The 14,841-nt window shown below is 47.9% G+C and carries 9 protein-coding genes and 1 riboswitch; of the genes, 6 read left to right on the top strand and 3 right to left on the bottom strand.

The window, feature by feature from the left end; translation table 11 throughout:
* Positions 1-112 precede the first annotated feature (112 nt).
* Entirely contained in the window at positions 113-2,062 is a 1,950-nt protein-coding gene (locus tag WH46_RS24320; protein WP_231584259.1) for an adenine deaminase, read from the bottom strand.
* Positions 2,063-2,131: 69 nt separating this feature from the next.
* A riboswitch (purine riboswitch) is annotated at positions 2,132-2,231 on the bottom strand.
* Between the two features lie 340 nt (positions 2,232-2,571).
* Between WH46_RS24320 and WH46_RS00655 the strand changes: the two genes are divergently transcribed.
* On the top strand, positions 2,572-3,999 hold the full coding sequence (locus WH46_RS00655) for an FAD/NAD(P)-binding protein (protein WP_046225359.1): 1,428 nt from the start codon (positions 2,572-2,574) through the stop codon (positions 3,997-3,999).
* A 208-nt stretch (positions 4,000-4,207) separates the two neighbouring features.
* Here the strand turns inward: WH46_RS00655 and WH46_RS23215 are convergent, their stop codons facing one another.
* Entirely contained in the window at positions 4,208-5,974 is a 1,767-nt protein-coding gene (locus WH46_RS23215; RefSeq protein WP_052714062.1) for a GDSL-type esterase/lipase family protein, read from the bottom strand.
* A gap of 178 nt (positions 5,975-6,152) precedes the next feature.
* On the opposite strand from WH46_RS23215, the gene WH46_RS00645 reads away from it, so the two are divergent.
* Positions 6,153-8,396, top strand: coding sequence for a helix-turn-helix domain-containing protein (locus WH46_RS00645; RefSeq protein WP_046225358.1), 2,244 nt, complete (start codon positions 6,153-6,155; stop codon positions 8,394-8,396).
* A 185-nt stretch (positions 8,397-8,581) separates the two neighbouring features.
* Here WH46_RS00645 and WH46_RS00640 read toward each other — a convergent pair whose 3' ends face one another.
* Entirely contained in the window at positions 8,582-9,466 is an 885-nt protein-coding gene (locus tag WH46_RS00640) for a carbohydrate ABC transporter permease (protein WP_017813786.1), read from the bottom strand.
* Positions 9,467-9,862: 396 nt separating this feature from the next.
* On the opposite strand from WH46_RS00640, the gene WH46_RS00635 reads away from it, so the two are divergent.
* The 4 genes from WH46_RS00635 to WH46_RS00620 all read left to right on the top strand — a co-directional run bounded on the left by WH46_RS00635 (position 9,863) and on the right by WH46_RS00620 (position 14,841).
* Positions 9,863-10,720: an ABC transporter permease gene (locus WH46_RS00635; protein WP_407944392.1), complete on the top strand. Its 858-nt coding sequence runs from the start codon at positions 9,863-9,865 to the stop codon at positions 10,718-10,720.
* Between the two features lie 67 nt (positions 10,721-10,787).
* Complete coding sequence (locus tag WH46_RS00630) at positions 10,788-12,302, top strand: extracellular solute-binding protein (protein WP_017813788.1); 1,515 nt, start codon at positions 10,788-10,790, stop codon at positions 12,300-12,302.
* A gap of 27 nt (positions 12,303-12,329) precedes the next feature.
* Positions 12,330-13,499: a glycoside hydrolase family 88/105 protein gene (locus WH46_RS00625; RefSeq protein WP_052714061.1), complete on the top strand. Its 1,170-nt coding sequence runs from the start codon at positions 12,330-12,332 to the stop codon at positions 13,497-13,499.
* Positions 13,486-14,841 carry a glycoside hydrolase family 28 protein gene (locus WH46_RS00620; protein ID WP_046225355.1) on the top strand — a complete coding sequence of 452 codons (1,356 nt, stop codon included), beginning with the start codon at positions 13,486-13,488 and terminating at the stop codon, positions 14,839-14,841. The genes WH46_RS00625 and WH46_RS00620 overlap by 14 nt, the downstream gene beginning before the upstream one ends.

The raw sequence follows: 14,841 nt of genomic DNA, 5'->3' as shown, positions 1-14,841 counted from the left end.
ATGGAATTTCCTTATACTATATATCGGCAAAGGTTTTTCATTTTATACAGCAAACCTAAAATAGTCCGGGAGAATATACTGATTATTTTATACAGGATCAGCAATCGGCTAATTACTTGGCTACAGACTTCCTGTTCCGTTGTACCTCTACATCAATATGCGCGTTGGCTGCAAAATCAAACAGTCCCAGATCAGTCAACTTGAGCGTCGGGATCACAGGCAGTGCGAGGAAAGAGAGCATCAAGAAAGGGTTGAAATGCTGGGCAGCACCAATCTGCAGCAGCGCTTGATTGAGCTTTTTCATTTGATGATAGACTTCTTCATAAGGAAGCTCGGATAACAAGCCTGCAATCGACAGCGGCAAGGAGGCGAGCACTTCGCTGCCAGACACAACAGCGAGACCGCCATTGACACTAACAATATGCTCGATAGCGAGCAGCAGTTCCTCATCCGAAGTACCGGCTGCAATCAGATTATGCGAGTCGTGGGCAACAGTAGAGACGATAGCTCCTTTTTGCAGCTGGAAGCCTTTGACGATACCAAGTCCTATATTGCCTGTAGCCTGATGACGTTCTACGACCGCCAGCTTGAGCAGATCCTGATCGGTAGAAGCAGTAAAATAGCCGTTTTTACGATTTACTTTATACTGTGCGTGAGCAGTAACCAGCGAATTGGGAATGATCTCAATCACATTGCAGTAGTCATGGGTCAGTGGGAGTGCCAGATGATCCAGTGTGATGGGAGCGGTCTGGCAGCGGGATAATGCAGCTGCACTGGTAGGGAGCGCCTGGCTGGAAGCTGGATCTATGCTGTCAGAAAGTATCTCGTGATGTGACCCGGCAAAGGCATCATGATTGAGCGAAACAGCTGGATTCACTGGGTCCAGAGCAGTGGATTCAGCTGTGAACGCAGCATCCGACTGTTCTATATATGCAGAATCTGAAAGGGTAGAGGATGCAGTTGGATTAGTAACCGGCTGTTCCAGCAGCTTACCGCCTTGAACAACGCACTGTCCATTTTTGTAGACTTCATGAATGGTCAGTTGTTCCAGATCATCCAGGATAACCAGATCGGCTATATATCCCGGAGCAATAGCACCTCGGTCCCGGAGTCCAAAGCATTCTGCTGTATTGAGCGTCGCCATCTGGATAGCAGTCACTGCGGGCAGTCCATGACGAATAGCCAACCGGATATTGTGATCGACACTGCCTTCATCGAGTAGATCATCGATCAGTTTGTCATCGGTAACAAATAGACAGCGTCGCGAATTATAAGGGGTAATGACCGGAAGAATAGCTTCCAGATCCTTGGCAGCGGTGCCTTCACGTATCATTACATACATACCGAGCTCCAGCCGCTGCCGGGCTTCATCGGCATTAATACATTCGTGATCGGTACGAATACCTGCGGCTGCATAAATTCCCAGCTGTTCCTTGGCAATACCTGCTGCATGACCATCTACATACTTGCCTCTGCCATGAGCGGCAGCGATTTTACCGAGCATACCGGGAGCTGCACTGGACAGCGCACCAAAGTCCATGACTTCCGCCAGTCCCAGTACCCGGGGATGATCATAAAATGGTTCCAGATCCTTCGCTTCCAGACAGGCAGCGCTGCTCTCAAAAGACGTCGCCGGCACACAGGAAGGCAGCATGATAAACTGGTCAACCGGCAGATTTTCTGACTGTTCCAGCATATAGCGGATACCATCAACTCCGGCAACACTGCCAATCTCATGCGGGTCTGTAATTACACTGGTTACCCCGTGTTGAATAACTACCTTCGCAAATTCCTGTGGAGACAGCATGGAGCTCTCGATATGTACATGACCATCCATCAGACCCGGAATAATCCATTTGTCTGCTGCATCGACGGTTTCGATTCCTTCATACGTACCGATCCCTGCGATTACACCATCCACGATCGCGATATCCTGTTGGACCAGCTCTCCTGTAAATACGTTCACAATCTGTCCGCCCCGTATGACCAGATCTGCTGGTTCTCGGTGACTGGCAACATCAATTCTTCGTTGTAGTGCTTCGGTTGTCCATGGCATAGGCATAGTTCACTCCTTGATAGTTATAGGTTAAAAATGAATACAAAAATCCCGATCACAAAAAATGCATGACAAATTCATCGCAGCATTTTTCGTAATCAGGATTTTACGGTTCCTGGTAGAGACCCCCGGACCGTATTACCGGGGTTATACGAAAGAACATGAGTGTTTGAGAAGATGGGTTCGAATGAGATAAAAGGGTTTGAAAATTAAAATTCAGTGTAAATCAAGGATGTTCAGATAGCAAGTATAAGTTACATTTTCTAACATATAGAGAAGGGGGAATAAATATATGTGCGTTAATGTAACCTGAAAAGCACATTTCAATTATTTTTATGGCTTTATTTGAATTAAATCGGAATTTTAAATCTAAATTCTATTACTAGTGTTAGTTTATTTACACAATACCTCATGATTTTGTTATATTCAATGACAAAATAATTAACATGTTCTATCGCTAATCCAAGTCTTATCGCTATAATAAGGCAAATGATATGGGGAAAGGCGGAGTATATATGAGTCTGGAAGCATTGAATGAGCGTGTACGACAGGATCTGGCTTATCTCGCATATGGTGGAGCGGATTGGGTGCGACCGGTGCAGCATTCGGAGGGACATGTGTATGACGCAGTTATTATTGGCGGCGGACAAAGTGGATTAGGGGCAGCTTTTGGTCTGCTGCGTGAGCGGGTATCGAATATTCTGGTTATCGATGAGAATCCTGCCGGACTAGAAGGTCCATGGCAGACGTATGCACGTATGGTCACACTGCGCACTCCCAAGCATCTGACATCCATCGATCTGGGTATTCCTTCGTTGACTTTCCGCTCATGGTGGGAAGCTCAGCATGGAGAAGAGGGTTGGGAACAGGTGGATAAAATTCCACGCGGAGAATGGATGAACTACCTGCGCTGGTACCGGAAGCTGCTGAAGCTGCCTGTAGCGAATGAAGTGACTTTGAAGCTCATTGAGCCTGTTACCAAAGGACTGCATCGGCTACATATTGGCGGTGCGGGAGCTCCGCGAGATACCGTACTGGCTCGCAAGGTGATTCTGGCAACCGGAATTCAGGGCGGTGGGGAATGGCATGTGCCGCAAATGATTGCAGAGCGGCTGCCCAGGCATCTGTATGCACATACTTCTGGAGCAATCGATTTTCGTCGTCTGCAGGGCAAAAAGATAGCCGTTCTGGGTGGAGGAGCTTCTGCTTTTGACAATGCCAATCATGCGCTGACTGAGGGCGCTGCAGAAGCTCATGTATTTGTCCGGCGTGAAGTACTGCCCAGTGTAAATCCGATTCGACAAATGGAAGTGTCTGGCATGATCGAACGGTTCCATGCACTGAATGATGAGGAGAAATATGCAGTGATCGCTCACTTTTTCAAATTCAATCAGCCGCCGACCAATGATACGTTTGAACGTGCGGCAGCCTGGCCGGGATTTGAGCTGCATCTGGGTTCGCCATGGTTGGATGTGCAGCCATGGGGCGATGGAGCGAGAGTGACCACACCAAATGGGCAGTATGAATTTGATTTTCTGGTGATCAGTACTGGGCTGCTTAGCGATCCGGCACTGCGTCCGGAGCTGGAGCTGGTAAGCGGGCACATTGCCCGCTGGCAGGATCATTATCAGGCGGCACCCGATCTGCGGAATACACTGCTTGATGCCCATCCTTATCTCAGTCCAGGATTTGCGCTGCAAAGCAGGGATGAGCTAGGGGTGGACAGAGTGCATGGGCTCTTTATGTTCAACTATTCCGCTCTTGCCAGCTGCGGATTGTCCGCATCTGCTATTTCCGGCACCAAAAATGCCGTTCCCCGGCTGATAAGTGCCGTAGCGGATCAATTGTTCCTTGATGATAAAGAGCATATTTTGCAGCAATTCTTTGCTTACGATCAGGCAGAGTTTGTCGGCCACTGGTCGAAGATGGTTACCGGTTCTTGAAGGATGGGGTTATAAAGGGTGGTTATTTTAATTATTGTGTGTACCAAATAAAAGAGACAGATCTACGCTGGGCAGATCTGTCTCTTTTTTTGTATGTCTTTTATTTGAATACTATATGGAAAAGGTTGGATAAACCACTATACTGCAAGCTGCTTCGACATGAAGGAATGCGCATATCATCTGTGACATTCGTATTTCAATCGAATAATCAATGAACGCTATGCTCCTGTGTGCGCTCGATATAAGGATGCAGCGCAGCAAGTTCCGGATGCCGGAGTATAGCAGAGACGATCAGTTCGGCAATTGCCTGAGCGCCTTGTACCGAGAAATGAGTATCGTCGGCAATGCCATCCATGTAGTTTGGATGCTGTCCGGGCCGCAGATGCATGAACAGATCCATGGAAGCAGTCTCGCCAAGCGCTTCATACAGCTGCCGGGAAGCTGTGAAAATATCCAGTAACGGAACATGGGCTGTCAACGCAGTTTGCTTCATTGCTGCGGGATAAGCACCCACTGCCAGCGGATCAATCGTACCATTGGACAAGAATCGGCGGCGGCTGACTGAAGTGAGCAATACCGGAATAGCACCATACTGACGTGCTGTATCAATAATCTTCTGCAGATTATAACGATAATCGGTATGTGGTTCCGTATAGCGCATGGGATCAGCAGATTTCTCGTCATTATGGCCGAACTGGATCAATAGATAATCACCGGGCTGCAGCTGGTTGGCGATATATTCGAGCCGCCCTTCTGCCAGAAAGGAGCGGGTGCTGCGACCGTTAATAGCATGGTTCGCCACAGTTATGCCGCTGCCAAAATATGGCTGTACATATTCTCCCCATCCGCTCATTGGCTTGTCAGAAGCTCCTTTGATCGCAGCAGTGGAATCTCCGGCAATAAACAGGGTGGGACGTCGTCCATCAGTTTGCCGGCTGATCGGCTGATGATGATCGCTGTCAGGTGTACTATTTCGGGTGAATAAGGAAGGTGTGAATAGGACATTATCTGCTGCAGCCTTGTCGCTTGTTGAATGAATATAGCCATGCCGATTCAGCCAGTGTGATGCCCATTCTGTCCATCTATGGCAGGAGGGATGAGTCTGTGCCAAGCCAAGTCCATGTCGGCCGTTCTCCATAATATGCAGTTCGTGGGAGATTCGATGGGCAGCAAGTGCTTCACTAAACAGTAAGCTGTTGTGAACCGGCACACTCGCATCGTCAGCGGTTGTCCAGATAAAAGTAGGGGGTACACTGCTATCAACCTGCCGTTCAGCAGAAAATTGATCAATCATTGCAATATCCGGCGATTCCCCCAGAAAATGAAGCCGACTGCCCTGATGAGCATAAGGGCCGCGAAAAGTAATAACCGGATAGCCAAGCAGGAGCAGGTGCGGACGAATCCGCCCCATCGTCGCGGTCAGTGCAGCCAAGTGACCGCCTGCAGAGAATCCCATTAATCCTGTCTGTTCCGGTAGAATACGCCATTCCCTTGCATGCTGCCGAAGCAGATGCAGAGCCTGTTCGGTTTCCTGTAATCGTGCGTGCGGATCAATCAGCGGGTGAACAGCATCAGCTACCGGATCGGTATGTTGGGAAAAGGAACGATTATTCGAGGAGTCTGCTGTTGAATTTTCGCTTGGCATCGTTGTCTTGGATGTATCGGTCTGTAAGAGATCATCGTCTGATTCAGCCGAGAAAGTAGAATCATGCGGATTGAAATTACCCTTATCCGTCAAGGAATCGAATGTGCTGTATTCCAGCAAGGCAGCATGAATACCGAGTGTGTTCAGCCAGCGGGCGACCGGTTCTCCTTCATGATCGGCAAGATGATGATACCCACCGCCAGGCAGAATCAGTATACACGGACGGGGTGTGCTGGAGTCCAGTAGATACAGATGCAGCGCCGGTACAGAATGGGTATCGGTGATTTTACGTATATCATTGTCACTGGAATGATTTATAATGTGGAGCATATTAGTTTGTTCCTTTCTGTACATCCAGTTGGCAGAGCAGGATGTGAAATAAGACCGAAATTCCTGTTTACATGATAATTTACGGGGAAGTAGATGATATTTGCTAAAGAAATCCTTAACATCCAGATTATGATAGCGTTATAATAGAGACTGATGACTGAACCGATGGAGGGACATGATGAAAAAGGGAATTATGTTTTACAAAATTTTTATTCCTATTCTGGTATTAGGAATCGGTCTGTCCATTAGCTTTGGCATATATATCTACTTCAATACAGTCCAATCAGTGATTGATAGTGTAGCCAACAGCAAGCAAAGTTATATTACACAAATGAGAAATAATCTGGAACAAAAAATACGTACTATTGAATACGCTTTCAATACATACAGCACTACCAGTTCATTTAATGAGGTGGTGAACCATCCAATTACGGAAAAAGACTTTATCGCGTATCGGGATGTAAATACCCAGCTGAACTATATTGCTACAATGGGGATGGAAGGGGCAGAGTACTCTCTGATCAGCATCAATCAGAGCTGGCAGATTTCCAATGGAACCTTATCACATCTCACTTCCGAAGAGCGACAGAAGCTATATGACGAATATATTGCTGATCAGGATCAGGGATTATTCTGGGTGAAAACAGATTCCGGGCTGCGATTTGTTAACACATTGCCGGTATTCTCCAAGCAAAAGCAGGCAATTGCTTTATCCGACATTTCCCTGGAGACGCTGAACCGCAGTCTGAGCGCGGAAAATAATGCACCTGTCTTTATCCTGAACAAGCAGGGGAGTGTCATGTACGATACCGGCAAAACATCCGGATTGCTAAGTACCAACCAGCTGACACAGATTCCAGCCTTGATCGGACAGGATCAGAATACCGGAATGCTGACGCTCAATCAGGATAAAGGCCCCGAGCTGCAGCTCATTTATGCCAAATCGCCATATAACAACTGGATTTATGTGACGATGCTGGATCAAAAGGAGATTGCCAGTGCCCTGCAGACGACCAAGTATGGGCTGATTCTGATGGAACTGGTATTGATTCTGTTGATTATCGTGGTTGCTTACGGAATTTCGGTTTATTTTACCAAGCCGATCCAGCAGATTACGCGCAGCCTGCCAAGAGATGCACAGCTGACAGCCAAAAATGAGATCGAATGGATCCTCTCATCTATTGATCATATTCTGACCGAGAAGCAGAGTCTGGAGAGCCTCATCGAAGCAGAGCAGCCGCAGCTGGAGACCCAGCTGGTACTGAATTTGTTCCGCAACCGTGTATCTGCCGATGAACTGGAGCATCAGCTGAACCGTCTTGGTCATTCCAGCCTGGAAGATCAGCAGTATGTAACGATGCTAGCCCAGCTGGACAATGTGGGCAAGCGCGATGCGGCTGACAAGGACGTGTTGCTGCTGGCGATCAACAAAATTGCCGAAGAGCTGATTCCCCAGCAACAGCGGCTGCTGCCTATTATCCTCAATGACGATACTCAGGCGACAATTCTGATCTTCTCCGGTGTGAATGAACAGGAGATGCGCAAGCAGATGCTGGCTTATGCCAAAGCGATGATCCGCACGGTACGTGAATACCTGAAGCTATCAATCAGTATAGGGATCAGCCAATCCTATTCCACACTACTGCGTAGCAAGGAAGCGTGTGAAATGAGCAAGCAGGCGCTGCATCAACGTCTGAATCTGGGCAAGGAATCAATCATTTTCTACGAGGATATCTCCAATGTAATCTCCGGTCCGGTACTGCTGCATTATCCGGCAGAGCTGGAATCCCGATTGTTCGATGCGATTCGTCTGGGTGATGAGGAGCAAGTGTCTCGAACACTCTATCCACTGATGGCGGAATTTATGAAGAAAAGCCGGAATTCCATGGACCTTGAAGTCATGCTCGTACGCCTCGTCAACAATCTAATTCAGCTGGAGCAGTTGCTTGGGCTGGAAGTGCTGTTAACGCACGATAACCGTGCCTTGTACCATCGGCTGCTCAGTATCCGTAATCCGGAGGAAATCGAGCGTATTCTAATCGAACAGGTCATTTTCCCGATGGTACGCAGTATGAAAAACAAGACCAACGAGCAGTTCCGCTGTCTGTCCGAGACGATCGCCGAGATTGTGCGTTCCGAATATGATCAGGAATTGTCGCTGGAGATTATCGGTGACCGGCTGCATTATAACCCAAACTACCTGAGCAGCATTTTCAAAAAGGAATACGGCATTACTTTCAGCGATTATCTAATGAGCTACCGGCTGGAGATGGCCAAACGCTGGCTGACCGAGACCGACCAGACCATCAAAGAAATCGCCGAGCGGCTGCAGTATCATAATCCACAAAACTTTATCCGTTCTTTCCGTAAAAAGGAACAGGTTACACCGGGTACCTACCGCAAAATGAGACAGAGTATCTGATGGATCACCGACATAGGAACAGCCTGCTGGCTGGAACCAGCTGCAGGCTGAAATCTGGAAACAAGTACATCGTACAGACCGCCAAAAGTCTTATGCTCTGCATTGCAGAAGATAAGACTTTTTCTATGATACGCGTGCCATGAACAGAGCTGTAAGCCACTGCATTTCCTATTGTCGGTTCAAGATCAGCCTTTGACAGCGCCGAGCAGTGCGCCTTTGGTAAAGTGTTTTTGTACAAATGGATAAGCGATCAGCATCGGTACGGTTGCGACTACGATAACGGCCATTTTGATCGTCTGTGCCGGTGGGATGACATCGACCGAACTGCCTTCCGCCTGCATACCGCTGGAGACGATAACGATCTGACGCAGCAGTACCTGTATCGGCCATTTATTGGAATCATTAAGATACAGAATCGCATTCATATACGTATTCCAGTAGGTTACGCCATAGAACAGGGAGATCGTCGCTATAGAAGGCAGTGCCAGCGGCAGCATGATTTTGAAAAAGACGCCAAAGTCATTACATCCATCAATCTTGGCCGATTCTTCCAGACTGTCCGGCAGTGCCTGGAAAAAGTTGCGCATAATGATCAGGTTGAACGCGTTGATCGCAACCGGCAGGATCAGGGACCAGTAAGAATCAATCAGGCCGACCCCTTTGACAATCAGGAAGGTTGGAATCATTCCGCCACTGAATAACATCGAGAATACGATAATAAAGTTGATTGCATTTCTTCCATACAAATAGGTGCGTGATAATCCATAAGCCATAAAGGCGGTTAGTGCCATACTGACTAGTGTACCTACAATCGTCGTGCCGACAGATACTCCCAGTCCTTTGAATATAGTAGGGGTGGACAATATATACCGGTAAGCATCGAGGGAGAATGTAGTAGGGAACAGGATGAATTTCTTGGAGACGACTTCCTGGGTAGAGGCGAACGAGCTGGCAATAACATTAACAAAGGGCAGCAGACACGCAAGTGCAACCAGGATCAATAAAGTATTATTTACAATCGTAAAAATTTTGCTTCCTATTGTAGTATCTTTCCGTAGAGACTGTTCCATGCATGATAACCTCCTTAATAATCGTGTACTCCCTAACTGTACCAATGACAGCTTGTTCCGTATATAATCCGGGGATGAGATCATGGTGTCTGCCCTCCAAAAATAACGAATGATCATTAGCTCATAATATAATCATCAGCTGAGGTGAGAACAAGGAAATCCCTTTATACAAAAGGTTTTGAAAACGCCATCAACTGATGATTATATACGGAATGACCGGATTGCTTTAGTGTGAAAGGCGTAACGTGAATTTCCATTAAGGAGGCTGGTGATCCGGTGAAGATGTCTAATCCAATGAAAGTATCCGATGCTGCCGCACTGAAGCTTGAAGGTACACAAAAAGCCGTCAAACGTAGAGGGCAGCATGGAATACTTCGTAACAAATTTCTCTATTTAATGATTCTGCCGGGATTTCTTTATTTTGTTATTTTTAAGTATTTACCAATGGGTGGGCTGATTATTTCCTTTCAGGATTACCAGCCGTATCTCGGAATTGCAGACAGCCCATGGGTAGGCTTCAAGCATTTTATCCGTCTGTTTACGGAGCCAACCTTTTTTATGCTGCTGAGTAATACGCTGATTTTGTTCGCACTGAATATTGTTATCTTTTTCCCGATGCCGATTATTCTGGCGCTGATGCTGAATGAAGTCAGACATCGTTATTTCAAAAATGCGATCCAGACGATTATCTATATTCCTCACTTTATGTCCTGGGTTATTATCGTCTCTATTACTTATGTATTCCTGACCGTAGATGGTGGGGTCATCAATGAACTGCTTGCTGCGATGGGCTTCCAGAAGATCAGTTTCCTGACTTCACCGGAATGGCTGCGCACGATGTATATGGCGCAAATCATCTGGAAAGAGCTAGGATGGTCTACCATTATCTATCTCGCAGCGATTACGGTTGTTGATACCCAGCTGTATGAAGCGGCAGAGATGGACGGTGCAGGCCGTCTGCGCAAAACCTGGCATGTCACCCTGCCGGCGATTCGTCCGGTAATTATCACCCTGCTGATCCTCAAGATCGGAACTACACTGGATCTTGGATTTGAACATATGTACCTGCTGCTGAACTCGCTTAACCGAGAAGTGGCCGAGATTTTTGATACTTATATCTATACAGCAGGTCTGAAAAATGGACAGCTGAGCTTCAGTACCGCTGTCGGATTGTTCAAAGGGCTGGTTGGGCTGGTTCTGATCATGCTGGCGAACAAGCTTGCCAAGAAATTCGGAGAAGATGGCGTCTACTGATCGCTGATGCAACCTGTTCAATCGTGTACCACATTAACCGGTGACCATATGAGAGGGGAATAATGGAATGAGAAAAAGCCAAATGATCGCAATGAAAAAAGTAGCCGCAGTCGTGGTGAGCAGTGCTATTGTATTGACTGCCTGCGGTGGGGAGAATGCTTCTTCCGGTGTATATGATGCCAATTCCAAAGCCGAAATCAGCTGGCTGAATATTCTGCATACCGCTTCACCACCAACGGATACAGTATTGAACAAACTGGAAGAGAAAACGAACAGCGATATCACCTTCTCCTGGATTCCCGATGCTTCCAAGGAAGAACGGATCAATACCGCGCTGGCATCCGATTCGCTGGCCGATATCATAACCTTGACTCTGCTCGATAACTCTTCTGTACGCAATGCGCTCAAATCCGGCATGTTCTGGGAAGTGGAGCCTTATCTCAAGGATTATCCGAACCTAGCCAAAATTCCGCCAGAAACGATCAAATCGGCTTCAATTGGTGGCAAGCTGTACGGGGTACCTTTCCAAAAGGATCTGGCGCGTAACGGCGTAACCCTGCGCAAAGACTGGCTGGATAAGCTCGGTCTGGAAGTTCCCAAAACGACGGATGAACTGATGGCCGTAGCCAAAGCATTCACCGAAGAAGATCCCGACGGCAACGGTGTAGACGATACGACCGGATTTGTTGACCGTAATGATCTGGTATATGGCGCATTCAAGACGCTGAGCTCCTACTTTGGCACACCGAATAACTGGCAGGTGAGTGAAGACGGCAAGATGACGCCCGAATTCATGACCGAAGGTTACATGAAGACTATGAACTATATGAAAGAATTATATGACAAAGGTTATATCAACAAAGACTTTGCAGTAACGGCCAAAACCGACCAGCAGCAAAAGTTTGCTCAGGGTAAGGCAGGGATCTATGTGGGTGCGCTGTTTGACAGCAAAAACCTGCTCAACATGTCCAAAGGCGTTCAGGACAAAATGGAACTGGTGATGGCGAATGATATTACATCAACCGGTAATGAGAGCGACCGTGCCATCTGGGCAGCGAATAATGGTATTGGCGGTCTGTTATCTTTCCCTCGTTCTGAAGTGAAAGATGAAGCCGAGTTGAAGCGCATCCTGAAATTTGTTAATGATCTGCTGGATGAAGACTCCTATGCACTGATGACCTACGGTATCGAAGGCACGCATTATACGGTGGATGACAAGGATGCAGCGACGATTACCAATACGGATCTGTGGCAGCAGGAAGTGCAGCCTTTTGCAGCCAGCCGTCCAAAAGAGAGCGGCTTCAAAATCCATGATGCCGATCCACTCAAGCAAATGGCCGATAAAATGATTGCTGACAATGCCAACTATGCGGTACTAAACCCTGCTTATGCACTGGAATCCGAGACGTACAATACCCAGGGTTCCGAACTGCAAAAAATGATCACTGATGCAACCTACAAATACATTCTGGGTGAAATCGATGCCAACGGATTCAACCAGGCGATCGAGAGCTGGAAAAGCGCCGGAGGCAGCAGCATTATTTCTGAATATGAAGCATCGTACAAAGCCACTCAATCCTAAACGACACACAAACCGATGGAGGTCAGTATGAATACTACTCAATGGGCGATACGCACTGCCAGTTCGATTATGGAGAGGACTCCCCGGCTGTATGAAGACCGGGGACATCGTGAAAAGTGGTCTTATGATTACGGCGTCATTCTCAAAGGATTCCAGCTGCTCTGGCAGCAGACCGGCGATTCGATCTATCTGCAATTTATCCGCGATAATATGGATCATTTTATTCAGGAAGATGGCAGCATTATGGGCTACCGCCAGGATGAATACAATATTGATCATATTAACAACGGCAAGCTTCTGTTCCTGCTATACCACGAAACCGGAGAAGAGAAATACCGTCTCGCGGCATCACGGCTGCGTGAACAGCTGCAGAATCATCCCCGTACCTCGGAAGGAGCTTTCTGGCACAAGCAGATTTATCCGTATCAGATCTGGCTGGATGGGCTATATATGGGATCGCCGTTCTATCTGGAATATCTGCAGAACTTTGAAAACAGCCAGGGAATCGATGATGTGACCCGCCAGTTTATTCTGTGCGAACGTCATACTCGTGATGCGAAGACAGGACTGCTCTACCATGCCTGGGATGAGCAAAAGGTACAGCCATGGTGTGATCCGGAGACTGGATTATCTCCGCACTTCTGGGGGCGTTCACTGGGTTGGTTCTGTATGGCGCTGGTGGATGTGCTGGAGATTCTGCCTTCCTCCCATGCAGACTATTCAGAATTAAGCCGTATTCTGACGGATACGCTGACAGCGCTAAGAAATCATCAAGATCCTGTAGCAGGCGTATGGTATCAGATTGTGGATCAGCCGGAACGCAAAGGCAATTACCGGGAAGCTTCGGCGACAGCGATGATCGCATATGCCATGGCCAAAGGAATTCGATTGGGCGTTTTGAGCACCGACTGGCAGTCTACACTGGATAAAGCTTATAGCGGCATGATTGATGAATTCGTACTGACGACCAAGGAAGGCTGGGTCAATCTGAACAAAAACTGTCAGGTAGCCGGGCTGGGTGGTGCCGATCAGCGGGATGGCAGCTTTGCCTACTATATCAGTGAACCGATTGTAACCAATGATCAAAAGGGATTGGGTGCGTTCCTGCAGGCCTGTGCCGAATACGAGCTGCTCGCGCAAAAGGAGAATATGGCTTCCGCACCAACTAGCGGAGGTACAGCTGATGTCAGTCTATAATATAGCGGATTATGGAGCTTCCCGGGATTCCGGGAAATTGTCGACAGAGGCTATTACTGCTGCAATCGAAGCAGCCAGTCAGAATGGCGGCGGAACGGTATATATTCCGGCAGGTACGTACCAGACCGGAGCAATCCGCATGAAAAGTCATATTGAACTGCATATCAGTCCGGGAGCGGTGCTGTCCTTCAGCACCAATCCGGCTGATTATCCGGTCGTACAGTCCAGATGGGAGGGAGCCAGCAGGGAAGTATATAGCTCCTGCATCTATGGCGAACATCTGGAGAATGTATCGATTACCGGCAGTGGACTGCTGCTTGGCAATGGTCAGGTCTGGTGGGATCTATTCCGGCAGTCCCCCGAGCAGCTGCAATATCCGCGTCCCAAGCTGATTAGCTTCCATGATTGTCAGCGTCTGACCATACGGGATGTACGGCTGCAGGATTCACCGAGCTGGACCGTTAATCCAATCTGCTGTTCTAATGTCACAATTGATAATCTGTCGATCCATAACCCGGCAGATTCACCGAATACGGATGGCATTAATCCCGAATCCTGTTCCAATGTACGGATCAGCAATTGTCATATCGATGTAGGTGATGACTGTATAACGATCAAGTCGGGTACCGAAGATGCCGCAGAGCGCATTCCCTGCGAGAATATTACAGTCACCAACTGCACCATGATGCACGGTCATGGCGGTGTAGTGATCGGCAGCGAGATGAGCGGTGATATCCGTAATGTGGTGATCAGTAACTGCATATTCAAGCAGACCGATCGCGGTATCCGTCTCAAGTCCAGACGCGGACGCGGCGGAACTGTCGAGGATATCCGTATCAGCAATATTGTTATGGAGGATGTCATCTGTCCGTTCATTATGAATCTATATTATTTCTGCGGTCCGCGTGGCAAGGACAAATATGTATGGGACAAGAATCCCTATCCGGTCACCGACGAGACGCCATGCTTCCGCCGGATTCATTTTGCCAATATTACGGCTCGTCGTGTACATGCTGCGGCTGGATTCCTGTATGGATTGGCAGAGCAGTACATATCGGAGATTACCTTTGCCAATATTGATATCTCGATGGCCGAGAATGCTACACCGGGCCGTCCGGCCATGATGGCAGGCATCGAAGAAATGAACAACCGGGGCTTTTACCTCGGCAATGTCCGTGATATCCGTTTCCAGCAGGTCACGATCGACAATCATGAAGGCCCTGCCTTTTATATCGAAAATGGAGAAGCCGTAGAAATTACAGACTGTCATTCCCGTCATACCGCCAAGCCCGAGCAGCTGGTACAACAGGTGACAGCCAAAGTAACAGCAGGAGGGCTCTAA

The organism is Paenibacillus dauci (assembly GCF_000971985.1).
Taxonomy (GTDB): Bacteria; Bacillota; Bacilli; order Paenibacillales; family Paenibacillaceae; genus Saccharibacillus; species Saccharibacillus dauci.
This window is presented reverse-complemented; position numbering and strand designations above follow the sequence as displayed.

What these genes read in the sequence shown, in the direction of transcription:
- WH46_RS00620 (WP_046225355.1), top strand. Translation starts at nt 13,486, where the DNA reads ATGTCAGTCTATAATATAGCGGATTATGGAGCTTCCCGGGATTCCGGG.
- WH46_RS24320 (WP_231584259.1), bottom strand. Translation starts at nt 2,062, where the DNA reads ATGCCTATGCCATGGACAACCGAAGCACTACAACGAAGAATTGATGTT.
- WH46_RS00630 (WP_017813788.1), top strand. Translation starts at nt 10,788, where the DNA reads ATGAGAAAAAGCCAAATGATCGCAATGAAAAAAGTAGCCGCAGTCGTG.
- WH46_RS00625 (WP_052714061.1), top strand. Translation starts at nt 12,330, where the DNA reads ATGAATACTACTCAATGGGCGATACGCACTGCCAGTTCGATTATGGAG.
- WH46_RS00645 (WP_046225358.1), top strand. Translation starts at nt 6,153, where the DNA reads ATGAAAAAGGGAATTATGTTTTACAAAATTTTTATTCCTATTCTGGTA.
- WH46_RS00640 (WP_017813786.1), bottom strand. Translation starts at nt 9,466, where the DNA reads ATGGAACAGTCTCTACGGAAAGATACTACAATAGGAAGCAAAATTTTT.
- WH46_RS23215 (WP_052714062.1), bottom strand. Translation starts at nt 5,974, where the DNA reads ATGCTCCACATTATAAATCATTCCAGTGACAATGATATACGTAAAATC.
- WH46_RS00635 (WP_407944392.1), top strand. Translation starts at nt 9,863, where the DNA reads ATGATTCTGCCGGGATTTCTTTATTTTGTTATTTTTAAGTATTTACCA.
- WH46_RS00655 (WP_046225359.1), top strand. Translation starts at nt 2,572, where the DNA reads ATGAGTCTGGAAGCATTGAATGAGCGTGTACGACAGGATCTGGCTTAT.